Here is a 23,760-nt window from a genome sequence, read left to right on the forward strand (position 1 = left end):
GCCCAGTGACGGCAGCGCGTCGAGGAACGTTTCAAAAACGGTGCCGGTGTAATAGTCGAGGCCTCGGGCGATCGCCACATCGAGTTTCAGCCGCGCGCCCGGAAGGCCGGCCCCTTTGACTGCCACAAGCAATTCAGCCAGGCGAGCGACCCCGGTCCGTCCCTTCTCGCTTCCGACAACCAACGGCTCCAATTGGCGCAGAATCTCGTCGTTGTCGCCCGAGAGTTCCGCGATCTTCAATACCTCGCGAGCCTGCTCGGCGGTGGCGCCGGCCGTGGTCTGCATTTCCGCGGCCACCTGATCGGGGCCAATCTTGTGCAGCTTGTCGAGCGAACGCAGCACCGCCGCCGAACGGTCGGCCAATTGAAGCCGCTCAAGCAATCCCGTCAGCACCATTCGATTGTTGAGATGGATCGTGAACGCGTCGAAGCCGCTCGCCCGCAGTAAATCATGGATCACCAGTGCTGTCTCGATATCGGCCGCCGGGGCTAGCGTTCCGATCGTGTCGAAGTCGCACTGCATGAATTCGCGATAACGGCCATCCTGCGGCTTCTCTCCGCGCCAGACCGTAGCGATATGGTAGCGCTTAAATGGAGTCCCCAACTCATTGATGTGCTGGGCGACGAATCGAGCCAACGGCACCGTGAGATCGAACCGCATCGCCACGGCGCGGCCGCCGGGGTCATTGAAGCGGTACATTTGCTTCTCGGTTTCCCCGCCCCCCTTGCCAGCCAGAATCTCCTCGTATTCCAAGGCCGGAGTATCAATCGGGCTGAAACCATAAGAGCGATAAACCCGCTTGGCTGTCTCGATAAGCCGTTCGCGCGGGATCATCATCCGCGGCAAATAGTCGCGAAAGCCTTTCAGTGTGCGCGGCTCAATCACGGGCAAGCGGTCCCTGGTTCAAAGAATTGGCAAAAGCGGCGGCTTGGGGCTGCGGATGTCGCCATCGGTCGGCCCCAGCACCGCCTCCATGTATTCTTCCACCTGCTCCGAAGTCTCGAAATAGTGGTCGTAGACCCAGTCGTCTTCGTATTCGCAGTCCTTCGTCGAATAGTCGCGGCAAACCTGCGGCCGGGTCGTGTAGATGCCGCAACGGTTGTCCGGCTGCAAGTGTTTGCAAGTCGTGTGAACCAGCAAATACCAGGTTCCCTCTTCGGTGAACACCGTCGCCTGGTCGTGCAGCAGGAACCAGCGGATGAACTCGAAATCCTCTTGATCCTCCGGCTCGTCGAGCGGAAGCGCGAAATAGCGGCAGCATTTCGCGATGCAATGCGAGCAGAGAACTTCGTCGGGCTGGAGGTCTTCGCGGCGAGGCTTCGTGCGGAGTGCAGTGGACATAGGCAAGAGGTCGGAGGTCAGCGGTCGGAGGTCGGGTTGTTGGAGTTCAGCCTTTAGGCTGCGGGTCGCAGGCTAACGCCTGAACTCCAACACTCATTCGGAGGCCGGGCGTTGCGCACTCCGGCACGGGTGCCGGCAAAGTTAAGTTAACAAACGCTCACGACATTGCCTAGCGAGCGGGTTTGCCGCCCCCCAGCGGTTCTTCCTTCCCTGATCGCGGCGCTGGACCGCCAACCTCCGACATCTTGAATTGTTCGGCGAAGAAATCACGCCAACCAGTTACCAGCGGAGCGATGGCGAGAACTTCGCCGCCGTCGGAGCGGCCGACCAGCCGCCCGCTGGCGTCAAAGGCCACGATCAACGACCGTCCGGCGTTTTGGAATTCGAGTCCGAATCGCCAGGTTGGTTCGCCGGCGGATGACGCTTGCCAAACGAAATTCCTGTCGTCGAGTAGTTCGTGCCGCAAATGGTCGATGCCCTCCGCGTTGGCGACATCGGTTCGCCGGCTAATAACATAACGCCGGCTGCCGATGGCTGCGGTTTCTGAGGAATCCGCTTGGCTCGCTGGTCGCAGTTCAACTGCCGCGACTCGCGGAGCGTCGGCGATCAGCTCGACGTTGTCGCTGCCCCACCAGGCGATCGCCCGCCGCGCCAGACCATGGTGATAGGCGATGCTCAGGCCGCCCATCGCGCAGCCCACCAGCACCATCAACAGAATTACCAGCTTGCCGCGATGCATTTTATCTAAGTACGAAGGACAAAGTGCGAAGTACAGAACGACCATTTCGACGCGGCGCTCGCGCCGCGAGACTTGAATCAGTCCAGAACTTTCTGTTCGCGCAGCCGCGCGGCCCGTTCGGCAGCATACCCCAGCCACTCGCGCAGGATTTCGCCGCTGTGCTCGCCGATCGTGGGGGGCGATCGCGGCGAGCAGAAGGGCTCGCCGTCACAGTGAATTGGACTGGCCACGACGCGATAGGTCCTTCCATCGGTGCCCGTCAACTCGCGCACCATCCGCCGAGCGGCGACCTGCGGCGTTGCAAGAATCTCGTCGAGCGCCGTCACCGGCGCATGCGGCACCTCGGCCGACGTGAGCAGCGCCTGCCATGCCGCCGCGCCGCGATCAATGAACAAGCGGTTGAGCAATGGAATCAACTCGCCGCGGCGCTCGACTCGCGCGGGATTCGTCGCAAAGCGCGGATCGGCGCCCCATTCCGGATGACTGACGGCGGCGCAGAAGCGCTGCCATTGCTGATCGTTGCCGACGGCTAGCACAAGATATCCATCCGCCGTCGCGAACGCCTCGTACGGAACGATCTGCGGATGGGCGTTGCCATACCGCTGCGGCCGGTCGCCGGTTACGAGCGCTCCTTGCACTACATTGACCATTGCCGCCAGCGTGCAATCCGCGAGCGCTAAATCAAAGGCCGGCGCCGCGCTCCCCTGTCGGGTCGCGGCTAAACTTTCGCTTCGTTGGTACAGCCCAGCTAGCACGCTCACGGCGGCATACAGGCCGGTCAGCACGTCGGTGATCGCCACGCCGATCTTCATCGGCGACCCGTCCGGCTCGCCGGTGATGGACATGATGCCGGCGGTGGCCTGGACCACCAGATCGTAGCCGGGCGTCGCGGCGGCTGGACCGGTCCGCCCGTAGCCCGAGATCGATGCCCGAATCAAGCGGGGATTCAGCTTTTCAAGCCGCTCCGGCGCGAGCCCCAACTTTTCCAGCGACTGGGGGAGAAAGTTCTCGATCAGCACGTCGGCCGCGCGGATCAGGTCGTCCAAAACCTCTCGCGCCTCGGGGCGAGCCAGGTCGAGCGCCAGCGAACGTTTCCCCCGATTGCACGAGACATAATAGGCGCTCGGCCCCTCATCGGGCAAAAACGGCGGACCCCATTGCCGCGTATCGTCCCCCAGCGGCGGACGTTCGACCTTCACCACGTCGGCCCCGAGATCGGCCAGCAACTGCGAGCAAAACGGCCCTGCCAAGACCCTTGAAAGATCGAGCACGCGCACGCCGTCGAGTGGTCTTGATAATCTGGCCATGTCGTCAAAACGCTTCCTCCGCTCAAGCCACTTCCCCGCCGCCAGCCCGCCAGTATACTGTCGAATAGCGACGCTCGATAACCGGCCCCCTCCTCTTTTCGAGCCCCTATCCCCGAATCCCGAGCCCCTCTCCCATGGCGAACGAGTTCGATCCGTACCGTGAAGCTCTGATCGTGGAGACGACCACGATTTGGCCGGAGGAATACGACGATTGGTCGCTTGCCGACCGGCAGCGGGTCGAGGCCCTGCTGCATGGGGAGCCGCAGCAGGCGGCCGAACTCGAATACGTGCGCCAACATTCCGGTTTCTGCCGCCAGATCACCGTCACGTCCGCCGATCTCGAACGTTTGGCTGCCGCGTGACGATCATCCGCGTGCATCTGTCTTCATGCGCGGTTTTCCTGATGGACTCAAAACAGACCATCCACGTCGCGCTTGGCGAGCGAAGCTATCCGATCGAGATCGGCAGCGGAAACCTGCCGGAAACAGGCCGGTTTCTCAACGCACTCGGCGGCGCGGAGCACGTCGTGCTGATGACCGACTCCAACGTCGAGCCGCTGCACGCGCCAACGGTCGGAGATAGTCTCGCGGATGGCGGAGCGGAGGTCGATCTGGTGGTGGTCGAGGCGGGCGAGACCTCCAAGTCGGCGGCAGTCGCCGACGCGGCCTGGCAGAAGCTGCTGGAACTCGGCGCCGACCGCCGGACGGTCGTCATCGCGCTCGGTGGCGGAGTGGTCGGCGATCTGGCCGGATTCGTGGCGGCGACGTATGCCCGCGGAATTCGGTTCCTGCAAATCCCGACGACGTTATTGGCTCAAGTCGATAGCTCCGTGGGCGGAAAGGTCGGGATCAATCTGCCGGGCGCGAAGAACATGGTCGGGGCCTTTTGGCAGCCGCTCGGGGTGCTGATCGACACCGGCGTGCTCGGCACATTGCCGCGGCGCGAATTTGTCTCCGGTCTCGCCGAGGTGGTCAAATACGGAGTGATTCTTGATGCGGAGTTCTTCGGCTATTTGGAAGCGCACGCCGGGGAACTCGACGCCCGCCAGCCCGAAGTGCTCCGTCAGGTCATTGCCCGTTGTTGTCGTCTCAAGGCCGACGTGGTCGAGGCCGACGAGCGCGAGATCGCCGGCGGCCGAGCGGCGCTGAACTACGGCCACACGTTCGCCCACGCCCTCGAGGCGGTGGCGGGCTACGGCGAGCTGTTGCACGGCGAGGCGGTGTCGATCGGCATGATGTGCGCCGCGCGGTTGGCGGAGCGGCTGGGACGCGTCGATTCGGCGTTCGCGCGGCGGCAGGATGCCCTGCTGACGACGCTGGGGCTGCCGGTCCGTTGTCCGCCGGTGGATCACGACGCGCTAGTCGATGCCATGTCCCGCGACAAAAAGACCGAAGCCGGCCGGCTCCGTTTCGTGCTGCCGGATCGTTTGGGTCACGTCGAACTGGTCGGGGCTGTCGCGGCTGCTGACGTCCGAGCCGCGCTGGCGCCTTGACGGGCATTTCTAACCGCCAATGCGCAAAGGACGCCAAGTGGAAGCTGATGTGAATCTGTTGATCATCGAAGACCGCCAAGAAGACGTCGCGCTCGTGGTCAACGAGTTGCGGCGAGCCGGGATTGCACCGCTTTGGGAACGCGTCGATTGTGAGCCGGACTTCGTCGCGCGCCTCGAGCGGCCCGACCTGCCTGACGTGATCCTGGCCAATGATGCCTTGCCGCGGTGCGGCGCCATGCGGGCCTTGGAGCTGCTCAAAGAACGGAAGCTCGATATACCGCTGATCGTGATGGCCGACGCGGTCGACGAAGAGGCGGCCAGCGACCGCATCCAGCGGGGAGCGGCGGACTATTTCGTCAAGGACCGGCTCGGAAGGGTCGCAGCGGCGATCGATCGCGCCCTCGAGGTGAAGCGCCTTCGCGGCGACAAGCAGCGGGCCGAAGAGCGGCTCGAGGAGAGTGAGCGGCAACTCCATCTGGCCCTCGAGGCGGCCCGAATGATCACCTGGACTTGGGACATGCGGACGGGCAAGCGGTCCTCCTCGCCGCCGGATTCCACGACGATCTGGCCGCCGGGAAAGGCCCCTCCCGACCTGGATACTTTTTTCCGGAGCATTCATCCCGACGATTGCCAACCGCTTTTCGATCGTGTGCAGCAGACGTTGAAAGACGGATCGGGTTACTCGGTCGAGTTCCGCATCCCGTTGCCGACGGGGGGAGTGCGTTGGGTTAGGGGGCAAGGCCGCGTTTTTCGCGACGCCGCCGGCCAGCCGACGCACCTGGCCGGAGTGTCAATGGACATCACCGACCAAAAGCTCGCCGAACGGGCGCTGCGCGAATCCGAGGCCAAATGGCGCTCGGACCAAGAGAAGGTCCAGCAGCATCTGGCCAAGTTGGCGCACGTCACGCGCTTGCAAATGATGGGAGAGCTGATGTCCGAAGTGTCGCATGAGATCAACCAACCGCTGTACGCGATCTCCAACTTCGCCGAGGCCTCGCTCAACCGGCTGCGATCGCCGATCGAGGGCGCCGGCCCGGAGATTCTATCCTGGCTCGAGCAGATCGCGGTGCAAGCCAACCGAGCGGGCGAGATCATCCGCCGGATCGGCCGCTTCGTCCGCAAATCGCCGGCCAAGCTGGCGCCGGCCGACGTCAATCGCATCGTGCGCGACGTGGTCGGGCTGTTGAGCGTCGACGTGCGATTGGACACCGTCGAACTCGAGCTGCAATTGGCCGAATCGTTGCCGCCGGTCAAGGTCGACCGCATTCAGATCGAGCAGGTCCTCGTCAATCTGCTGCGCAACGCGCTCGAGGCGATGGCCGACAACCCGGCCGCTCGGCGACACCTTAGCGTCCACACCGAATCGCTCCCCAGCGGCGCCGTGCGCATCGCCGTGCGCGACAACGGCCGCGGTCTGGAGAGCGGCGAACTCGATCGTCTATTCGAACCATTCTTCACGACGAAGACCGACGGCATGGGGATGGGCCTATCCATCAGTCATTCGATCGTCGAGGCGCACGGCGGCCGCCTGGAAGCGGTCCCTAATCCCGAGCGCGGAATGACGTTCCAGTTCACGCTCCCGGTTGCAAGCAACGAGGCGCCCGATGACATCTGAACCGACCGTGTTCGTGGTCGACGACGATCCGGCCGCTCGCGGCTCGGTCGCGGCGCTCGTCGCCTCGCACGGGCTGGCGGTCGAGTCGTTCGCCTCGGCGGAAGAGTTTCTGGCCGCCTATGATCCCGCGCGGCGGGGCTGCCTGATCGCCGACGTGCGGATGGCCGGCATGAGCGGACTCGACCTGCAGCAGCACCTGGCCGCGAAAAGTTCGGCCCTGCCGGTGATTATCATCACCGGTTTCGCCGACATCCCGATGGCCGTGCGGGCCATGCAGACCGGGGCGGTCACGTTTCTGGAAAAGCCCTGCGCCGACAAGGAACTTTGGCAGAGCATCCAGGTCGCGCTCGATTGGGAAGAACAGGCGCAATTGGATCGACAAGATCGGGCCGAAATCATTGCCCGCCGCGAGAGCCTCGCCCCCGGCGAAGTCGAAGTCCTCGATCGTTTGCTCGCGGGCAAGGCGAATAAGTTGATCGCCGTCGAACTCGGTCTGGGCCTGCGCACCGTCGAGCTGCGGCGCGCGACGCTAATGAAGAAAATGCACGCCGATTCGCTGGCCGAATTGGTACGGCTGGTGCTGGTGGCCGATGGGAAATGAACAATCGGCGAAGTTTGCGGCAATCCGCATGGAATTCCGCCCCGCCGCGGCCGAAACTAATAAAGAACGGCTCTCCCCCGCGGGGACTGGGGCAGGAGTCCCGGATGCTGAGGAGAGCCGTCTTTTGACTTCTTGCCGTAGTGCCGCAAACGACTGGCTTGCAATTCTATATCGGCAAGTTGGCGGCTTCACTATAGGGCGGCGCTAGCGCGTCGAACGCAATTCCTTGCCACGACTGGCTCTGCGGCTATAGAATGCGGTCTCCGCAAGCATGGATTGCGTACCGGCGCCAAGGCAAATCGTTGCTTGCCAAGTCGCGATTGTCACGTGTCAATTCTCGGCGGCCAACGGAAGAGATTGGCGGCTCAAAACACGATGCACGACCCACCCGCCACCGAAACGGACGTTGATTTGCACTCGTCCGTGCGGCTGGCGCTCGTTTCAGGGATCGGCCCGCGACAGTGGCAAGTGCTCATCGAACGCTTCGGCACTCCGCAGGCCGTCTTGGCCGCCCCGGCCAGCCATTTGCGCGACGTGCCCGGCATCGGGCCAAAGCTGAGCCAAAAGATCGCCGCTGCGAACGACGAAATCGACGCCGAGGCGGAAATCGCGCTCTGCCGCGAATGCCGTATCGAGATCCTCACTCGCAATCACTCCGCCTATCCGCGCTCGCTCGCGGAGATCGCCGATCCGCCGGCGCTGTTGTTCATGCAAGGCGCTCTCGAACCGGCCGACGGACTGGCGATTGCCATCGTCGGCGCGCGCCATGCGACTCATTACGGCCTGACTCAAGCGGAGCGGCTCGCCGGGAGCCTCGCCCGGGCCGGACTCACGGTGATAAGCGGATTGGCCCGCGGCATCGACGCGGCCGCGCATCGCGGGGCGCTCGCCGCCGGCGGGAGAACGCTGGCGGTGCTGGGGAGCGGAGTGCTGAACATCTACCCGCCGGAAAACCGCGAGCTGGCCTTCGACGTTCGCCAGCGCGGCGCGCTATTGAGCGAGGCTCCGCCACGCGGCGAGCCGCTGAGCGGCGCCTTCCCCCAGCGGAATCGGATCATCAGCGGGATGTCGATGGGGGTTGTGGTGGTCGAGGCCTCGTCGCGCTCCGGCGCGCTGATTACCGCCCGCCACGCGAGCGAGCAGGGCCGCGACGTGTTCGCCGTGCCCGGGCGCGTCGACAGCCGCATGTCGCAAGGCTGCCATCGCCTGATTCGCGACGGCGCGAAGCTCGTGGAAACCGCCGACGACATCCTCGAAGAACTCGGCCCGCTAGTCGCGGCCACCTCATCTCGCGATGGCCACGTAGTCCATCATCCGGCCGAACTCCTGCTCAACGAACCGGAGCAGCGGATCCTCGCCGCCGTCGATACCGCCCCGACTTCGATCGATCAGATTATCTCCACTAGCCGGCTCCCCGCCGCTCAAGTGCTCTCGACGATCAGCGTCCTCGAAATGCGCCGCCTGTTGCGGCGAGTCAGCGGCAATCTGGTCGTGCGGCCGTGAGAACGGGGCGTCCACGCGGTTTGAACAGGGCTGTTATGCCGACGATCGAGAGCAAAACGGTCGCACTTCTCGTCACAATCGCGTTCAGCGGGATCGGCGTTCTGGGGGATTACTTTCTCAAATTGGCCAGCGCAAACGAGCGGCCGGTAAAGACGCCGTGGTTTTTCATCGGCTTCGCGCTGTATGCGTCGACTGCCTTCGGCTGGGTGTTGGTGATGAAGCACCTGAAGCTGGCAACCATCGGAATCGTCTACTCAGTCTCGATGGTCTTGATGCTGACAGCGGTCGGCGTCGTGTTTTTCCGAGAATCGCTCGATTACTCCGAGATAGTTGGCCTCGTTCTGGCCGTTGCCTCGCTCATCCTGCTGATGCGTTTCGCCTGAATCTTGAACTACTTCTTCGATGCGTTTGGCGAAATCGCATGGCCGCATGAATGGCGCTCTTGGATAGTCAATTAAGAGTTTGCTTCCGCGAGCCGCAGTAGGTAGCATGGCGTAGCCGTCGCCTTCAATCCAACTGAGCCATCCATGAACGTGCGTCTCGTCGTCGCCCCTCTCTGTCTGATCTCCGCGGCTGCTTTTGCCGCTGACTTGCCCGCGATCCCCGCCAAGTCGATCGCCGAGAAGAAGGAACTCCTGTTCTCCGACGATTTCGAGGGCGCCGAGCCCGCGAAGGTTTGGCACCAGGTCGTCCCGACTTTCGTCGTCGAAAACGGCGCGCTCAAGGGGACGCAGACCCGCGACAAGAACGTTCCCGCCGCTGACGGCAAGCCCGCCATCCAGGCCCACGCCGCCGTGCACGGTCTCGAAATCTCCACCAAGGACAGCGTCGTCGAGGTCCGGATTCGCTTCGAAGGCGCCTCGATGATCGACGTCGAGTTTGACGACCGCAAATACACCGGCTCCCACTACGGCCACATCTGCCGCGCCCAGGTGCGCCTCAACGGAGTGACCGTCATCGACGAACGCGACGGCGGCATGCGAAACGATATCTATGAGATGAAGAACGATCCCGCGAAGAAGGCCGAAGTCGCGAAGCTCCTCGTCGGCCGCAGCAAAACCTACCCCGCCCAGCTCGAGCCCGGCAAGTGGTACACCCTCGTCGTCGAGACAGTGGGCGACGAAATGCGAGTAACCCTCGACGGCAAGCCGTCCGGTTACCTCAAGTCCTCCGGCATCGCCCACCCGACCAAGTCCAAGATCGAACTCGGCGTCGGCGGCAAAGACGGCTTCTTCGACGATATCAAGGTCTGGAACGCCGTAGCGGCTCAGCCGTAACTCGCGATTACGTCTTGGAAACTAAGCGCGGCGTCGGGCGGTCCGGATGGCACCGAGTCGCAAAACAAGTATCAACGAAACAGCAGTTGGGAGAAAAGGTACAGGTCGTTCTTCCAGACCGGAAAGGTATGTGCGCCGGAATCGACATGCCAGATGTGCGGCACGCCGTTTTCTTTGAGATATTTGTGAACACCTTGGCTGATGCCGATGAGTCCGTCCTGATCGCCGCACGAGATCCAGAGCAGTTTGAGCTTCTTCGCGGCATCTGCGTCGGGCACAAGGTCCGCGGGCGGCCTGGTATTCGGCGCCGAGGAAAAACCGCCGACCCAGACAAATGTGTCGAGGTTGCCCAGGCCGAAGTTCAATGACTGGCCGCCCCCCATCGACAGGCCGGCGAGCGCGCGATTCTCGCGGCCGGGTTTCGTAGGATAATGCGAGTCGATGAAGGGGATGAGGTCCTTGAGTAAATCTTGCTCGAATGTCGCGAAGGCCGGCGCCTGGCGGAAGACGTCGCCTTCGGCCCGGTCGTTCGGCTGGGCGCGGCCGTTCGGCATGACCACGATCATCGGCACGAGCTTCTGGTCGGCGTAGAGGTTGTCGAGAATGACGTCAGGTGCCCCCTTCTTGTGCCATTCCGTTTCATCGCCGCCGATGCCGTGCAATAAATAAAGTACCGGATAGCTGGTCGTGGTCGCGTATCCGGGTGGGGTGTAGACCAGCATCTTTCGCTTGTTGCCGACCGTCTTGGAATCGTACTCGACAGTTTCGACCTTGCCGTGGCCGATATTCTCGCGCGACTTGTCGAAACCGACCGGCGCCGCCGGGAATGCCGCCTTGTCATCGGGCCCGATGACGATCGGTCCGCCGCCGCGCCGGCCCCGGCCTTCACCGGGAGCGGGAGATTTGGCTGCCACCGGCGCATCTTTGCCGCGCTTCGCCACGATTTCCTCCGTGGCGAAGTCGCCGACCTTGCGCGTGAGTTTGATCTCGTCGCCGACAATTTTGCCCGTATAGTCGATCCGGATTTCATTTTCCTGGAACTTGAACGTCTCGAAGAACGTGAGCGTGTCTCCCGCCAATTTCACGTCCTTCAACTCGACGTCACGTTTCTGGCCGGCGACCTCGGCCACAGCCTTGCCGGCAACCTTGTCGCCGTCCTGCTTGAGCGTGAAGGTGTATTTTTGGGGACCGATTTGCGTGTCGAACTCGGACTTCCAATCGCCGGTCAAATCGGCAGCCTGGGCGACGTTGATGAGAACGCACGTTGCCAATAATTGCGAGATCGTCTTTACGAGGGCATTCATGATTGGACTCCGATTGGGATTTCCGTTAGCCGCAGTTTCTCATTTGCCATCTGCCAGTGCCTGCTCGGCTACGCCGCCGAGCCGATGAGTTCGCGTATTATGAAGGGTCTTGAATCGAATTGAAATCCTTGGCCAAAAAAGCGTGGGCAAAAAAACGCCAAAGTCCCTGCATGCTGGAGTTTGCCGGCGGCTCTTGCTACGATGCTGTCTTGGCAGTCTCCCCAACCAAGAAAACGCTTGCGGCTTAGCCGCGAAATGGAGCGAGCATGTTTTCGGCATTCAAGCGGATCGGTTTAGCGGCATTCCTGGTGGTATTCAGCTCGGCGGCCCGCGCGGCCGACACGTTCACGGTCGATCCCGTGCATTCCTCCATCTCGTTCATGATCTCGCACGAGGGGATCAGCTACATTCACGGACGATTCAATCAATTCTCGGGCAAATTCACGATCGATCGCGTCGACCCAGCCAAGTCGTCGTTTGCGCTGTCGATCAAAGTGGAGAGCGTGGACACGAACAACCAGAAACGGGACGAGCATTTGCGTGCTCCCGATTATTTCAACGCCAAGCAATTCCCGGACATGACCTTTCAAAGCACGCGGGTCAAGCCGATCGACGCCGGCTATGAAGTGACCGGCGACCTCACGCTTCACGGCGTTACGAAGGAAGTGACGTTGGACCTCAAGGGAGGCGACAAGCTCGTGGAATTTCCCAAGGGAACTCACCGGATCGGAGTTACGACGACAACGACCATCAAGCGCAGCGACTTCGACGTCAAGGCCGGATTGCCATCCGTCGGCGACGAAGTTCATATCACCATGGGCATCGAAGCCGCCAAGGATTGAAGTCGAGCGAGCCTCCCATGAGCTGCAAAAGGAAGCGTTGTCGCGGGACCGCCGTTTTACTCATATCAGTCGTGCTGGGATTAGCGGCGTCGCCGGTCCGCGCGGATGGGAAGGGGAAATGGATTCCCGTCTCCGACGAGGTGATCGCGCAACTCGAAAAACAGGGTAAGAAAATCGGCTGGCCCGGTTTGACCGGCGGAGTTGGCGTGGATCGCGCGAACGGCGATGTCTATATGATGGTCTGCGACAATGGGCTTTGGAAGAGTGCCGATCGCGGGAAGAGTTTCGAGCGCATCGATGGCGGCGCGATCGGCGGGCGATGTGAAACCGGATTCGCTTTGGACATCGACCCGGCCGGCAATCGCGTTGCCTGTTTTCCGGTTTATGGCCCCGCCGCGTCGAGCCTCGATGCCGGCAAGACCTGGCAGAAGAGCACCGCCAACCACGTCGATTGCATCGCCGTCGCTTGGCCCGATTTGGCCATGCTCTCGATTCGGCACGAAAGCGGTGGCGATTTGATCTTTGCTCCCGACGGCGGCAAAACCTGGAAGAGCCTCGGCAAAGGATTCAACGGCGTCGGCCTGTTCGACGTCAAGACGTTCGTGGCCTTCAAGGACAAGGGCATCTTGCGCAGCGTCGACGGCGGAGCAAATTGGGCGAGCGTTTCCGATCTCAAGCCAACCGGCAAGTCGATGCGAGTTCTCGACGGCGTCGGCTACTGGATCGGCGAACGGGGAGTTCTCACCAGCCCCGACAAGGGAGCGACATGGGCACTTTTGAGCAGTCCCGTCTCTTGCACCATCGGACCCTATTTCGGCAAGGATGCGAATCACCTTGTTGTCTTCGGCAAACAGGGAGCGATGGAAACGGCCGACGCCGGCAAGACGTGGAAATCGGCCGCCCCGCTGCCGCCCGGCATCGACGGAGGCTATATGTCTCAGTTCGGCTGGGACCCGATCCACGACGTTTTCTACGCCGGCAAGATGGGTCAGCCGACATTCAAGTACGAGCGCTGAACAGCCGAAGCCGCTGCCGTCGCTCGACTCTTGTAAATCAAATCTCCCGTAATTAGAGTTGGCTTAATGACTCTCTTTCTTGGAGGAGGCAGATGTTCCGTTTCCGCTTGGTCTTGACCACGGCCTTCTTGATTGCCATAGCCGCCCCATGCGCAGTGGCGGTTGATGCTGCAGCGAGCGACAAGGAAGAATTGGACGCGATCCGGGCCGCCGCCAAGGCATACGTGAAGGCCCTTGAGCAGGGTAATCCGGACTCACTGACCTCCGCCTGGACGTCCGACGGCGATTATGTTGACGCCGCGGGCCGCTCGTTCAAAGCCCGCGACCTGATCGCCACTGAATTCCATAAGGGGACCGGCGGACATCGGCGCGATCTGCAAGCGACGATCGATCGCGTTCGTTTGATAACTCCCGAGGTGGCCGTCGAGGATGGTCATATCCAGCGCGCCGCCGCGCCCGGAGAGCCACCGTTGCGCAGCCGGTACACAGCCGTTTGGGTGAAGCGCGATTCTCGCTGGCTGCTGGATAGCCTGCGCGAAGCGGCGTTGTCGCAACCGACCGTCAATCCACGACTGGCAGAGTTGAAGTGGCTGCTCGGCGATTTTGCCGGCAGTTCGCTCGACGGAATGCAGATGATCGTGTCCGGCTCGATGAGCAGCGACGGAAACTTTTTGCTCCGCGAGTTCTTCGTGACCTTGCCCGACGGCGCCCGACGCCGGGCCAGCCAAAGGATCGGATGGGATCCGCTGGCCGGCGGCTTCAAGTCGTGGACCTTTCACTCCGACGGCGGCTACGGTGAAGGCGTTTGGAAGCGGCAAGGCGATGTTTGGCTCGTCAACAATAACGGCGTGTCGCCCGAGGGCAAACGCTCCTCCAAGACGACGATCTATTCGAAGATCAACGATGAGAGCATGATCGTCGCGTCGGTCGGCGCGATGGTCGAAGACCAGGCGGAGCCGGATGTGAAGCTGAAACTGGTCCGTCAATCGCCGAAAGAGTGACCGTCCGGATCGGCGCATCGCAATTCGGAGCAAATCAATCGGCTTGAGGAGTTTTCCATGTCCCCGCGGCGCGCGACCTCGACGCTGTCTCTGTCCCTGCTAGTCATTGCAGGATTGGCTCACTTGGGTGTTGCTCCTTTCTACATCACGGCCGCTCGCTCGGCGGAGTCCGATGGCGATCCCGAGGCCAGGAGCCAAATTCTCGACAGCCCGGCGTGGCGCCAGGCGATGGAGGGTTTCAACGAATGGCTCTCCGCTCAAGCGATCTACGACAAGAGCCAGGTTCCCCAAGTGCGAGCCCGAGTGAAGGACAAGATCAGCAAGATGTCCGTCAGTCAATTGCAAAGCTACTTGCAGGATATGCAGCAAAAGCTGGCGATCATCAATAGCAAGGCGGCCTTCGACGCCCAGGCCATCGTCCTGGACGATTTGAACGTGGCCAGCAACGCCTATGCGGCCAAGCTCCGCAAGGAGTTGCCCGACCTCTCCACGATGACTGCCGGCCAGGTGCAACAGACTTTGATCGACCTTCAACAGCAACAGGCCCAAACGCGGGCCAATGAGGCCGCGTTTCAAACTGGCCGCGAGCAGGAACTTGCCGCGGTCAAAGCCTGGAATAAACAGACCGCCGACGCCAACGCCGCGGCGGAAGCGGCCATGTCGTCGGGCGCCGGCAATTATTCCGGCGGGCTTTACGCGCCGCGGCCCTACCAACCGCCCGTATACAATCCCGCCCCGATCATCGTCGGCTGGCCTTGGCCTTGGTAGACAGCGGCCTTGGTAGACAGCGCCGACTCGCTCCGCGGTCGGTTATAATCACGGCGTGGCCGAGAATCCCGCGCCTATCCGCCGTTTCCAGTTCAGCCTCTGGACGCTATTCGTGATCGTCACGGTCACGGGCGTTATTGCCGGGGCGATTCGGTGGCTCGTCATTCTGACGGGCGGCAGAGTTGCCGTTTCCGTTCTCGTGGCGTTGTCGCTCGCGGCGATTTGGGTGCGGGTCTCGTTTTGGGGGCGCCGCTTCTGGCGGAAATGGGAGAGGCGGCGCGAGGAAAGAGTGCAACACTGCGAAACAGAGGCCACGCGCAAGCTGTTGGAGTTGCCCGAGGTTAAGGAGGCGATTCTCGCCGTCAAGAGTGCGAACCCGCAGAATCCCGGCCACACCCCGGCAACGCGCCCATAGAATCCGGCTGCTTTCGCTGGCTCACTCGCCGTTGTCGCGATCGGCGGTTCCACCACGTTTAATTCGCGGCGGGGCGGTTGGTTCCGCTAGTGCGCGACCCCACCCAGTCGACCAACAGAAAGGTGCAGACGAAAAACGGGAAGATGCCATATAGCGTGTCGCTCACGGAATGCGAATGCCGGTCCACGGCGACAAACACAGTGGCGCAAAAAAGTGCGGCCAAGACGCAGACAATTGCGCCGGGGACCGAAACCGGAACGTAAAACCATCCAATGCGTGAGAACCATCGATCACTCATGGGAACCTCTGGAAAAATGCGGTGAGGGAGTATCCGACCGAGCGGCAGCGCGGAAATCATCCCACCGATTCTAGCATCCCTGACCAGACCGACGGGAGAACTCTGGCGGAGTTCCAAATCTGACTTGACGGGTGCCATGGCCACTGCCCTGAGTGGCCATGCGCCGACACGGTCCATGCCCACGCCGAGCCGTGGGCATGGCACCCAGCGCTCGCCACCAATGTGACCGGCACATCCTATACCATCACCGCCGGGCACGCGACGAACTGGCCGCCGCTCAGGCCGCCGGCGCCGATCGGTTGGGCCGGATTCTCTTTCGCCGGGATCGCCCGCCGGTGGCCGAAGAAGCCGCGGCGGCGGATCACTTCGGCAACTTCGGGGGGCACGTGGTCGCACCACACGGGATCGCCCGCCTTGATTTGCTGGATCACGTCGCGCGAGAAGATCGACAGATACTCGGGGTTGTAGTTGTCCAATTGCTCGATGCAGCCCGTCTCGACCAGGTGCTCGTACAGCTTCCGCAATTGCGGGGCCACCGACAGGTTCTCGACCGTGGTGAGCGCGCCCGTCTGCCGGTCCAACAGCGGGTAGATGTACAGCTTCAAATCGTTTTTGAACAGCCGGCCGAACGATTCCAGGATGCCGCCATCGAGCTGTGCGTAGTATTTCTCGTCGAACAATTCGCACAGGCTGGCGGCCCCCATCGTGATGCCGATTTTCTTCTTCGTGTACCGGGCCAGGTAGGCGGCCAATCGGTAGTACTCGAAGTAATCGGAGATCAGCACCGTCTTGCCGCAGGCGGCCAGCACGTCGGCCCGAGCCAGAAAGTCGCGCAGATCGATCTCGCCGTTGGCCTGTCCGCCGGCGGCCTGCAGGTTGTGCATCGTGATTTCCATCAACTGCACGACCGGCTCGTCCGCAACCTCGGGCTCGCGCACAAACTTTTCGTGCGCCGCGCGGAGCATGTCGACGTTCACGTGCGTCACGGGCCGAAAACTTCCGCGCTCGACCAGGATCGGTTTCTTATACAGCACCTCGGAGGGTTGCAGCACTTCGCCGCCGGCCGAGAATATGGCCGCGTTGCTCAGCCCCAATTGCACGAGTCGCAGGCTCATCACTCGGTTATCGACCTGCCGAAAGGCGATGCCCGAGAACTCGATCATGTCGATTTCGATGCGTCGCGTGTTGAGGTTATCGAGGAGCGACTCGACGAGCCGGTCGGGCTCGTGGTTGAGATTGAAGGCCCCGTAGAGCAAGTTGACTCCGACAATGCCCAGAGCCTCCTGCTGCAGGGCGTTTTCCACGTCGAGCATCCGCACGTGGAGAATGATCTGGCTGTCTTGGTCGCGGGGATGGGCCTGGAATCGCACTCCCATCCAGCCGTGACATTCGTTCGTCCCCTTGAAGTTGCGGGCCGAAACCGTGTCGGCAAACACGAAGAAGGCGGTCGTATCCCCGCGGCTCTCGCGCAACCGGCTGAGGTTCAGCTCCTGCTCATGGTCGAGCATCGATTCGAGTCGTTGCCGGCAGACGTACCGGTCGCACGGGCCGTAGATGGCGTCGCTCACGGTCATGTCGTAAGCCGACATGCTCTTGGCGATCGTGCCCGCGGCGCCTCCGACGCGGAAGAACCACCGCACCACTTCCTGCCCCGCGCCGATCTCGGCGAACGTGCCATAGCGGCGCTGGTCGAGATTGACTTCCAGGGCTTTGCGATCGGTTGTCGGATGCTCATTCGACATAACAGGCCATACTCCAGGGGGGATGCGCGCGGAAGGGACCGTCTGTGGCTGGTATCGACCGCGTAAACGAGGAAAACCAGCCGAACCTTGCGGATGAGGTAGAGGTTGACGATTCCGGTTTGTTAAAGACGTTAGAAATGTCGCCACCTGATCTTGCGCAATGGATACAACCAGATGGTGGCTTCGATCTTGCCAGTGGTTATAATCGCTGGCATGGACGGCGACCGGCCAGCGGCTCTCCGCTGCTCCGTTCCGATCCCGACCGCCGGCGCTGGAGATTACCACGATGGACTTCGCGTTTTTTGCGAGACAGCCAATATGTGCGCCGTTTTTACGAATACGTAGCAACAGGCAACAGTCATCCTCGGGCAATGAAGGTGAACCATGAATTCTTTCGCGATCTTGGCCGACGCGGCCGATTCGCCCAGATGGCTTGAGTTGGTCACGCGGCCGGAGGTGATGGTGTTCGCCGTTCCGATCGTGGCGATCGTTTGCGGTATCGGCTACAAGACCGTAGTCGCGATTATTCGCCATCGCGAACGGATGGCTAAAATCGAACACGGCATCGATCCCGACGCGAGAGACGTCCTGAAGTAGTGCTGACAACTCTGGTAATCACGATGAATTGCCCAGTGGTAATTGGATGTGCATTGTCACTTTCGGTCTTCATGCTTGGATGCGGCAAGGCGGAGGATACCAGGTTGGCAAGACATGACGAAACACCGAACAGTGCCCAGGAACTTCCCGCCGATCTGGCTCGCAAGATCGAAGAGTTAAAGACGTCCCCATACTACAAGCGTGTGAAGTCGCTTGAACAATCTGTTGTTGGACGAGCGGTCGTGACGACTGAGGCGGGAACGTCCGGGTTTATTCTGGAACTGGACAACGGAACGTGGGTGATGGCATACCTGGAAAAGGCGAATTTGTCTGGAAGATGGGAGACCGCCAACGCGATCGGCCGGACAAAGAACTGCTTAACTCTCCACTTTTTGGCGACGCATCCGCCCCGCTCAAAGAAAATGTTCCCTACGCTGACCACACATGCAACTTTTCAGTCGAGGTTGCCAATGCTCGGGGAAGAAAAATCACCGGACTGTCGTACGGCGATCGGTGTTTCAATTTCTGTTTCCCTGAAGGACGCGAACTAGACGTAAATCTGCGACAAGACCCGAGCGGAAAACTCGCGTACCGGGTTTTTTGGGAGCAGTGGTAAGGGGTAGTTCACAATCGGCCGGATCAGTCTCGCGGGCTCGACACTGCATCGTGCTCGCCGCGCGGGAATTCTCGAGATTCGATACTGCTTCTGGATGCGAACCCGCGCACGAGTACGGCGGCCAATACTAGCGCGCCGCCGACGAGGCTCCACGGCCCGGGAAGTTCGCCGCGCGCCAGGGCGACCCAAATCGGATTCAAGATCGGCTCCAGCATCGGGATGAGGATCGCCTCGAGCGCGGTTACTCGCCGGATGGCAAGGCTATACAGGATATAGGGAATTCCAAGTTGCACGACGCCGAGCACGACGAGCGCACCGGCCTCGGGCGTGGAGAGCGGATGGCCGATGGCGAAAGGGAGTCCGATCGCGGCGGTCACGAGATTACCGAGCAGCAATGCGCTGGCCGGTGAGCCGTCGCGCTCCTTGCGCAGCAAAATGACCATCATGCCGAAGCTGATTCCGCTGCCAAGCGCGGCGAGGATGCCCGAGAGCCCTCGCGGACTGAATTGATCGCGGAAGAACAGCGCGATCCCCGCCATTGCGACGACGACGCAGACCCAGTCAATTCGCCTTGTGCGCTCGCCGAGCCACCAAGGCCCGAGCAGGGCGACATAAATCGGGGCCGTGTATTGAAGGAAAATCGCGTTGGCTGCCGTGGTGCGGTCATTGGCGATCACGAAGAGCGAAACGGTGGCGGCATAGGCCAGCGCCGCGCCGACCTGCGTCGGCCGCCATGTAAACTCCGGCTTGCGCAGCCAGCACCAGAGCACCACGCAAGCAATTCCGCTCCGCGCCCCGGCCTTGGCCATCGAAGGCCATTCGACGCTCTTGATCAGCACCCCGCCGAGACTCCACAGAATGGCCGTCGCCAGCAACAGGAGAATGGCAGCGCGATGAGTCATCGATGCTCAAGAGGAGTGCCGTTCCGAATTGCTCACGGCCGCATTGTAGCAACCAGGTAAAGAACGCCGCCGGAATCGGCCGTTTTCTATTGAAGTTTAATTGCTGGTGGTAGTAAAAGACGTAACCACCATCGGCTGTTCGCCCGTGCGATCGCTCGAGTTGCGGCCGCGCTCAAGATATTTGCATAATCGCGGGTAAGCCCGTCGTGATATCTATGAAGAACGGCCCGACGCGGCAAGGATGAGTCGTCGAAATGCCCACATCAGATTGGCTTGGCGCGATGTACCAGCGGTTTCGTCGGGAATTGTTCGTCACTGCCTGGACGATTCTGCGTCGCGCGGATTTGGCGGAGGATGCGGTTCACTCGGCATTTGCGAGATTGGTGAAACTTGAGTCGCCGCCGATCGATCCAAAACCCTACGTTTTCCGCTCCGTCCGCAACGCGGCAATTGATCTGGCCAAGTCGCGGTCGCGTCGACGCGAGGAGCCGCTGTTGCCCGCTTGGGATCAGACGGAGTTGGAATTGGCATCGCCCGATTACGACATGTCGCGATCGCTTGCCGATGTGCTGGAGCGACTCGACGACCCTAGCCGTGAAGTGATCGAGTTGCACTTGCAGGCCGCGCTCACGTTTCAAGAGATCGCGCAGATGCTGAGTGAACCGCTCCCCACCGTTGCCTCGCGGTATCGCCGCGCCTTGGACAAACTGCGTGCAGAAATGAAGGTTCGCCATGAATGAAATCGAACGAATGATTTCGGGCCTCCCCCGGCCCGAGCCAAGCGACAACCTCGACGACCTCGTCCGTGTGCTACTCGCTCACCAGCAGGTTCGCTCGCGAGTCTCCCGCCGGACGATCGCAATCGCGTGGTGCGGAACGGCCGCCTCCGTGGGCATACTCGGCTTCTTTCTGGGGCGACACACCGCGGTCGCGCAGTCCACTCCGGCACTGGTGACGTCGACGGCGCAGTCGAACGATCGACGCGTTGAGAGTCCCTCAGAGCCAGTCACGTCAGTGAGAATTCCGCTCCGGGCAGACCAACTCGCCGGCCTTTTTATGGCATCCCCCGTTCACGAAGGGATGTTGGGCAGAGGTCCCGTTACGATTCATGTTTCCACTTCCGCCAGATAGAAGGAGTCTGTCATGTTGCGAGCTGGTTTAATTCTTGGAATTGCAGTTTGGCTCGCTGGCCACGTCTCAGCGCAAGACACGAAGCCTGCCGCGACCGAAATTTCGCTGCTGCGAGTGGCGCCCACCGCGCCGCGGGCCTCGAACTCCGAATTGCGAGCGATGGAGGGCTCCTACACCGTTGAATTGAAGGTTGTGGAAGGAAAGGGGTTATTCGGAGCCGTTTTGGATAACACCTCTCCGAATGCCGATTTCCCGCGGGGGTTCGAGCGTAGATCGCTCGATAGGGCGAATGCCGAAGAAACCTCGCCAGTTACGTCCCGGCCTCAGGCGCTCTACGTCGGCTTGAGCGATGCCGCGAAACCAACTTCCATAGGTCTCAGTCCAACAAAGGTGCAGCGCAATCCAACCGATGTTTGGGACCAGCCCCAGGACGACCCTCGCCTGAGGACAATGGAGGCCCCTACGATGACAATGCGCGCCAAACAGTCAGGCTTCATGGGAGTGGAGAACCCGCAATCATTCGCCTATTTGGAACCTTTGGGCCACGATGATTTCCATCTCAAGCGAACTGACGTAAAAAAGTTGGGAATGAAGTTCACGATTGAACCGCGGCCCGTGGAGAACGACTTAGAATCCGTCGAAGTGTCGTTAGAAATCGAGACGACGACTCTCGACGGGCGCGAAGCGGTGGAAGGCTTGGACCTGGATGCTGGCAAGCCGATTATTGCAACGCGGTCCCTCAAGACTACCGCCAAATTGAAACTAGGCGTAACACGGGTCGTGGCGATTCCCTCGGGCCCCGCGACGCAAGCCGCATTGCTGCTGCGAGTCAAACGGTTTGAATTGCCGAAGAAGGACTAGGCCGCTTTTGGGGAGATAAGGCGGCAGGGAGCGTGCAGACGAGGAAGGAGAGTAGGAGAGGGACAGGCTAGCCTGTCCCTCTCCTACTCTCCTTCAATCAAGCTGCGGTTTTGTTGGTTGCGGCAAGATGCTCACCAAGCTCGTTTCCGGCGAATTGTCTCGCTTCCTCCTGCCTTCCTGGTCTCCTCATAAAACCCTCTTCACACCTGCTCATCCGCCAACGCCAACCGTTCGGCTATCGGCGGGTGGCTGTGGAACAGGAATACGGCGATTGGGTTGGGGTTCGGGTCGTCTTTATTCAACTTGGCCAACTTTTTGAAGGCGGAGATGTAGGCCGCGCGCAGGCCGGTGCGCGAAAGCGCGTAACGATCGCATTGCCGCTCAAAGCGGCGGCTGATCGCGTTTTGCAGCGGCTCGAGGAGCAGCGAGAAAAACGTCAGCCACAGCATCAAGAGCGGCAGGCTTGCGGCGGGCAACTGGCGATACGCAATTCCGCCGGGGCCGATGCCCGCCCACGCCGATAAGAGGCGATCGCAGGTCCAGAAGCCGATGGCGCTCAGCAGCACTCCGACTGCGATCAGTTTCCAGATGTGTCGATGCACGTGATGGCCGATCTCGTGGGCGAACACGACCTCGATTTCGTCGGGTGTGAAGCCGTCGAGGAGCGTGTCGCCCATGATCACCCGCCGCGTGCGGCCCAGGCCGGCTAGCATCGCGTTGGCCTTAGCCGTCTCGCTGCTCAAGTCCATCCGGTATACGCCTTCGATCGACAGGCCGGTACCGTCGGCCAGTCGAATCATCCGCCGCGCGAGTTCCGCGGCCTTGGCGTCTTGCTCCGGACTGGCAGCCGAACCGTTTTGCGGCGCGGTCCCAATCCGCTCGATCTTGTAGAACAGCGGCAGAATCAGCACCGGTACGAGTTGCCCGAGCAAGACGCTCACGGCGAAAAACGCCCCGGCCGCAATCCACCACCAGTTCGGCCCGGTCCACCAGATGAGCGCGTAAAGCCCTTCGAACATCGCCAGCCCAAAGACGAGCACGAGCAAGTTGCGCTTCGCGTAGTGCCAAAGCCAGCGCCCGAGCGTCTGCCGGCTCAAGCCGAAGCGATGCTCGAGCACGAAGCCCGAGTAGAGCGAGAGCGGGAATGACAATGCAAGATGCAGCCCCGTCACCACGACGAACATCGCCGCCAGCCGCAGCCCAGCCCGCGCGATCAACTGCGCGAGCCAGCCATCCAGCGCTCGCGCGAATGCGAACGCCATCACCGCCAGATAGGCCAAGTCGATTGCTTTATCCGCCAATTCGCAGATCAACTCCAGCCGGCCATAGTGCCGCGCCTCGGCCAATTGCTCGAGCGTCATCTCGGCGCCAGAGTCCGCGCGGGCGTCGTCGATCAGTTCGTGTTTTGATTCCGATTGCATCGCGTCACGGAAAGCTTTGCGGGCATAATTGAATCTCCCGCTCGGCACGATGACCGATGGCCAATTGCAAGTCAATATATGACTTCGGAACGGCGCGTGATTTGCACGCTTCCGTTCATGTGATGCTAGATCCATGGAAAATCCACAGCGCCGCGAGCGGCGCAGGAGAACCAATATGAGCAACGAACTAAAAGGCAAGAAAGTTGCCATTCTGGTGGCCAAGGGTTTTGAAGAAGTGGAACTCACCGAGCCAAAACGGGCCTTGGAAGAAGCCGGCGCGGAAACGAAGATCGTCTCGCCCGAGCGGGGAGTCGTTCGCGGCTGGAACTTCACCGATTGGAGCGAATCGATTCCAGTCGATATACCGCTCGACGACGCCGACGCCGGAGATTTCGACGCCCTAGTGCTCCCCGGCGGCGTGATGAATCCCGACCAACTTCGCCAGATCGAAAAGGCAGTCGAATTGGTCAAGGAATTCTTCGTCGAAGGGAAACCGGTCGGGGCGATCTGCCACGCGCCTTGGACGTTGATCGAGGCCGGTGTGGTCGCAGGCCGCACGATGACTTCGTATCCGAGCCTGCGGACCGACCTGCGCAACGCGGGGGCGAATTGGGTGGACAAGGAAGTCGTCGTCGACAACGGCCTCGTCACGAGCCGCGACCCGAACGACCTCAAGGCCTTCTGCGCGATGCTGATCGATGAAATCCGCGAAGTCGCCCGCACGCGCTAATTGATTATTGCCCAGTCAATTCTCGCGCGCTGCTTAATCCGCGCGCAATTCCCCCTTCCCCGTGCTTGCAGCGCCGCGGAAAAAATGCCGCGGAAAATTCTGCGCAAGCCCGTTGCAAGCCAAGGATTATGCCTTATGATGGTCGGTTCCCGCGGTCGCTTCGCGGCAACGACTGGGCGAATGAACGCACGTGCCGTGCCAACACGTGCAGCTTGAGCACGGCCCGATTCGGTTCCGAATC

The 23,760-nt window shown here is 61.4% G+C and carries 26 protein-coding genes; 17 read left to right on the plus strand and 9 right to left on the minus strand.

Translation table 11 applies throughout. The features are described 5' to 3' along the window. The 4 genes from VGY55_16915 to VGY55_16930 form a co-directional block, all read right to left on the minus strand. The coding region (locus tag VGY55_16915) for a HisS family protein (protein HEV2971661.1) at nucleotides 1-885 on the minus strand (885 nt) is incomplete at its 3' end. A gap of 18 nt (nucleotides 886-903) precedes the next feature. After that, nucleotides 904-1,341 carry a YkgJ family cysteine cluster protein gene (locus VGY55_16920; protein HEV2971662.1) on the minus strand — a complete coding sequence of 146 codons (438 nt, stop codon included), beginning with the start codon at nucleotides 1,339-1,341 and terminating at the stop codon, nucleotides 904-906. 169 nt (nucleotides 1,342-1,510) lie between these two features. Next, complete coding sequence (locus VGY55_16925) at nucleotides 1,511-2,080, minus strand: hypothetical protein (GenBank protein HEV2971663.1); 570 nt, start codon at nucleotides 2,078-2,080, stop codon at nucleotides 1,511-1,513. Nucleotides 2,081-2,157: 77 nt separating this feature from the next. Beyond that, nucleotides 2,158-3,387: a CoA transferase gene (locus VGY55_16930; protein ID HEV2971664.1), complete on the minus strand. Its 1,230-nt coding sequence runs from the start codon at nucleotides 3,385-3,387 to the stop codon at nucleotides 2,158-2,160. Between the two features lie 134 nt (nucleotides 3,388-3,521). Between VGY55_16930 and VGY55_16935 the strand changes: the two genes are divergently transcribed. The 7 genes from VGY55_16935 to VGY55_16965 all read left to right on the plus strand — a co-directional run bounded on the left by VGY55_16935 (nucleotide 3,522) and on the right by VGY55_16965 (nucleotide 9,875). Next, complete coding sequence (locus VGY55_16935) at nucleotides 3,522-3,749, plus strand: hypothetical protein (GenBank protein ID HEV2971665.1); 228 nt, start codon at nucleotides 3,522-3,524, stop codon at nucleotides 3,747-3,749. A gap of 41 nt (nucleotides 3,750-3,790) precedes the next feature. Further along, a complete protein-coding gene (aroB, locus tag VGY55_16940; GenBank protein ID HEV2971666.1) occupies nucleotides 3,791-4,879 on the plus strand; it encodes a 3-dehydroquinate synthase in 1,089 nt (362 codons plus the stop codon). Between the two features lie 49 nt (nucleotides 4,880-4,928). After that, nucleotides 4,929-6,494: an ATP-binding protein gene (locus VGY55_16945; protein ID HEV2971667.1), complete on the plus strand. Its 1,566-nt coding sequence runs from the start codon at nucleotides 4,929-4,931 to the stop codon at nucleotides 6,492-6,494. Next, a complete protein-coding gene (locus VGY55_16950; GenBank protein HEV2971668.1) occupies nucleotides 6,484-7,095 on the plus strand; it encodes a response regulator in 612 nt (203 codons plus the stop codon). The genes VGY55_16945 and VGY55_16950 overlap by 11 nt, the downstream gene beginning before the upstream one ends. Before the next feature lie 327 nt (nucleotides 7,096-7,422). Further along, on the plus strand, nucleotides 7,423-8,598 hold the full coding sequence (dprA, locus tag VGY55_16955) for a DNA-processing protein DprA (protein ID HEV2971669.1): 1,176 nt from the start codon (nucleotides 7,423-7,425) through the stop codon (nucleotides 8,596-8,598). A gap of 35 nt (nucleotides 8,599-8,633) precedes the next feature. Further along, nucleotides 8,634-8,981, plus strand: coding sequence for a hypothetical protein (locus tag VGY55_16960; GenBank protein ID HEV2971670.1), 348 nt, complete (start codon nucleotides 8,634-8,636; stop codon nucleotides 8,979-8,981). 150 nt (nucleotides 8,982-9,131) lie between these two features. Beyond that, the gene (locus VGY55_16965; GenBank protein HEV2971671.1) at nucleotides 9,132-9,875 is read left to right on the plus strand and encodes a hypothetical protein; all 744 of its coding nucleotides are present in this window, start codon (nucleotides 9,132-9,134) and stop codon (nucleotides 9,873-9,875) included. Nucleotides 9,876-9,946: 71 nt separating this feature from the next. Here VGY55_16965 and VGY55_16970 read toward each other — a convergent pair whose 3' ends face one another. Then, a complete protein-coding gene (locus VGY55_16970) occupies nucleotides 9,947-11,179 on the minus strand; it encodes an alpha/beta hydrolase-fold protein (GenBank protein HEV2971672.1) in 1,233 nt (410 codons plus the stop codon). A gap of 266 nt (nucleotides 11,180-11,445) precedes the next feature. Here VGY55_16970 and VGY55_16975 point away from each other — a divergent pair, with 266 nt between their 5' ends. The 5 genes from VGY55_16975 to VGY55_16995 all read left to right on the plus strand — a co-directional run bounded on the left by VGY55_16975 (nucleotide 11,446) and on the right by VGY55_16995 (nucleotide 15,221). Further along, nucleotides 11,446-12,021: a YceI family protein gene (locus VGY55_16975; protein ID HEV2971673.1), complete on the plus strand. Its 576-nt coding sequence runs from the start codon at nucleotides 11,446-11,448 to the stop codon at nucleotides 12,019-12,021. A 17-nt stretch (nucleotides 12,022-12,038) separates the two neighbouring features. After that, complete coding sequence (locus tag VGY55_16980; GenBank protein HEV2971674.1) at nucleotides 12,039-13,037, plus strand: hypothetical protein; 999 nt, start codon at nucleotides 12,039-12,041, stop codon at nucleotides 13,035-13,037. 92 nt (nucleotides 13,038-13,129) lie between these two features. Beyond that, entirely contained in the window at nucleotides 13,130-14,038 is a 909-nt protein-coding gene (locus VGY55_16985; GenBank protein ID HEV2971675.1) for an SgcJ/EcaC family oxidoreductase, read from the plus strand. A gap of 57 nt (nucleotides 14,039-14,095) precedes the next feature. Beyond that, complete coding sequence (locus tag VGY55_16990) at nucleotides 14,096-14,806, plus strand: hypothetical protein (protein HEV2971676.1); 711 nt, start codon at nucleotides 14,096-14,098, stop codon at nucleotides 14,804-14,806. Between the two features lie 55 nt (nucleotides 14,807-14,861). Next, entirely contained in the window at nucleotides 14,862-15,221 is a 360-nt protein-coding gene (locus VGY55_16995; GenBank protein ID HEV2971677.1) for a hypothetical protein, read from the plus strand. A 58-nt stretch (nucleotides 15,222-15,279) separates the two neighbouring features. Here VGY55_16995 and VGY55_17000 read toward each other — a convergent pair whose 3' ends face one another. Together VGY55_17000 and VGY55_17005 are read right to left on the minus strand one after the other, a co-directional pair. Further along, nucleotides 15,280-15,519, minus strand: a complete 240-nt coding sequence (locus VGY55_17000; protein HEV2971678.1) for a hypothetical protein — start codon at nucleotides 15,517-15,519, stop codon at nucleotides 15,280-15,282. Between the two features lie 236 nt (nucleotides 15,520-15,755). Next, entirely contained in the window at nucleotides 15,756-17,261 is a 1,506-nt protein-coding gene (locus tag VGY55_17005) for a TonB-dependent receptor (protein ID HEV2971679.1), read from the minus strand. 384 nt (nucleotides 17,262-17,645) lie between these two features. Here VGY55_17005 and VGY55_17010 point away from each other — a divergent pair, with 384 nt between their 5' ends. Both VGY55_17010 and VGY55_17015 read left to right on the plus strand, forming a co-directional pair. After that, nucleotides 17,646-17,858, plus strand: a complete 213-nt coding sequence (locus tag VGY55_17010; GenBank protein HEV2971680.1) for a hypothetical protein — start codon at nucleotides 17,646-17,648, stop codon at nucleotides 17,856-17,858. 53 nt (nucleotides 17,859-17,911) lie between these two features. Continuing rightward, complete coding sequence (locus VGY55_17015) at nucleotides 17,912-18,409, plus strand: hypothetical protein (protein HEV2971681.1); 498 nt, start codon at nucleotides 17,912-17,914, stop codon at nucleotides 18,407-18,409. 88 nt (nucleotides 18,410-18,497) lie between these two features. Here the strand turns inward: VGY55_17015 and VGY55_17020 are convergent, their stop codons facing one another. Beyond that, on the minus strand, nucleotides 18,498-19,376 hold the full coding sequence (locus tag VGY55_17020) for a DMT family transporter (protein ID HEV2971682.1): 879 nt from the start codon (nucleotides 19,374-19,376) through the stop codon (nucleotides 18,498-18,500). Between the two features lie 254 nt (nucleotides 19,377-19,630). On the opposite strand from VGY55_17020, the gene VGY55_17025 reads away from it, so the two are divergent. Together VGY55_17025 and VGY55_17030 are read left to right on the plus strand one after the other, a co-directional pair. Beyond that, nucleotides 19,631-20,116, plus strand: coding sequence for a sigma-70 family RNA polymerase sigma factor (locus VGY55_17025; protein ID HEV2971683.1), 486 nt, complete (start codon nucleotides 19,631-19,633; stop codon nucleotides 20,114-20,116). 733 nt (nucleotides 20,117-20,849) lie between these two features. Next, a complete protein-coding gene (locus VGY55_17030; GenBank protein HEV2971684.1) occupies nucleotides 20,850-21,368 on the plus strand; it encodes a hypothetical protein in 519 nt (172 codons plus the stop codon). Between the two features lie 200 nt (nucleotides 21,369-21,568). On the opposite strand, the gene VGY55_17035 is transcribed toward VGY55_17030, so the two are convergent. Continuing rightward, complete coding sequence (locus VGY55_17035; protein HEV2971685.1) at nucleotides 21,569-22,789, minus strand: M48 family metallopeptidase; 1,221 nt, start codon at nucleotides 22,787-22,789, stop codon at nucleotides 21,569-21,571. Nucleotides 22,790-22,964: 175 nt separating this feature from the next. Here VGY55_17035 and VGY55_17040 point away from each other — a divergent pair, with 175 nt between their 5' ends. After that, the gene (locus tag VGY55_17040; GenBank protein HEV2971686.1) at nucleotides 22,965-23,519 is read left to right on the plus strand and encodes a type 1 glutamine amidotransferase domain-containing protein; all 555 of its coding nucleotides are present in this window, start codon (nucleotides 22,965-22,967) and stop codon (nucleotides 23,517-23,519) included. The last annotated feature ends 241 nt before the right edge of the window (nucleotides 23,520-23,760 follow it).

This window comes from Pirellulales bacterium (genome assembly GCA_035939775.1).
GTDB lineage: Bacteria > Planctomycetota > Planctomycetia > Pirellulales > DATAWG01 > DASZFO01.

What these genes read in the sequence shown, in the direction of transcription:
- VGY55_16920 (HEV2971662.1), bottom strand. Translation starts at nt 1,341, where the DNA reads ATGTCCACTGCACTCCGCACGAAGCCTCGCCGCGAAGACCTCCAGCCC.
- VGY55_16925 (HEV2971663.1), bottom strand. Translation starts at nt 2,080, where the DNA reads ATGCATCGCGGCAAGCTGGTAATTCTGTTGATGGTGCTGGTGGGCTGC.
- VGY55_16930 (HEV2971664.1), bottom strand. Translation starts at nt 3,387, where the DNA reads ATGGCCAGATTATCAAGACCACTCGACGGCGTGCGCGTGCTCGATCTT.
- VGY55_16935 (HEV2971665.1), top strand. Translation starts at nt 3,522, where the DNA reads ATGGCGAACGAGTTCGATCCGTACCGTGAAGCTCTGATCGTGGAGACG.
- aroB (HEV2971666.1), top strand. Translation starts at nt 3,791, where the DNA reads ATGGACTCAAAACAGACCATCCACGTCGCGCTTGGCGAGCGAAGCTAT.
- VGY55_16950 (HEV2971668.1), top strand. Translation starts at nt 6,484, where the DNA reads ATGACATCTGAACCGACCGTGTTCGTGGTCGACGACGATCCGGCCGCT.
- VGY55_16960 (HEV2971670.1), top strand. Translation starts at nt 8,634, where the DNA reads ATGCCGACGATCGAGAGCAAAACGGTCGCACTTCTCGTCACAATCGCG.
- VGY55_16970 (HEV2971672.1), bottom strand. Translation starts at nt 11,179, where the DNA reads ATGAATGCCCTCGTAAAGACGATCTCGCAATTATTGGCAACGTGCGTT.
- VGY55_16975 (HEV2971673.1), top strand. Translation starts at nt 11,446, where the DNA reads ATGTTTTCGGCATTCAAGCGGATCGGTTTAGCGGCATTCCTGGTGGTA.
- VGY55_16980 (HEV2971674.1), top strand. Translation starts at nt 12,039, where the DNA reads ATGAGCTGCAAAAGGAAGCGTTGTCGCGGGACCGCCGTTTTACTCATA.
- VGY55_16985 (HEV2971675.1), top strand. Translation starts at nt 13,130, where the DNA reads ATGTTCCGTTTCCGCTTGGTCTTGACCACGGCCTTCTTGATTGCCATA.
- VGY55_16990 (HEV2971676.1), top strand. Translation starts at nt 14,096, where the DNA reads ATGTCCCCGCGGCGCGCGACCTCGACGCTGTCTCTGTCCCTGCTAGTC.
- VGY55_17000 (HEV2971678.1), bottom strand. Translation starts at nt 15,519, where the DNA reads ATGAGTGATCGATGGTTCTCACGCATTGGATGGTTTTACGTTCCGGTT.
- VGY55_17005 (HEV2971679.1), bottom strand. Translation starts at nt 17,261, where the DNA reads ATGTCGAATGAGCATCCGACAACCGATCGCAAAGCCCTGGAAGTCAAT.
- VGY55_17010 (HEV2971680.1), top strand. Translation starts at nt 17,646, where the DNA reads ATGAATTCTTTCGCGATCTTGGCCGACGCGGCCGATTCGCCCAGATGG.
- VGY55_17020 (HEV2971682.1), bottom strand. Translation starts at nt 19,376, where the DNA reads ATGACTCATCGCGCTGCCATTCTCCTGTTGCTGGCGACGGCCATTCTG.
- VGY55_17025 (HEV2971683.1), top strand. Translation starts at nt 19,631, where the DNA reads ATGCCCACATCAGATTGGCTTGGCGCGATGTACCAGCGGTTTCGTCGG.
- VGY55_17035 (HEV2971685.1), bottom strand. Translation starts at nt 22,789, where the DNA reads ATGCAATCGGAATCAAAACACGAACTGATCGACGACGCCCGCGCGGAC.
- VGY55_17040 (HEV2971686.1), top strand. Translation starts at nt 22,965, where the DNA reads ATGAGCAACGAACTAAAAGGCAAGAAAGTTGCCATTCTGGTGGCCAAG.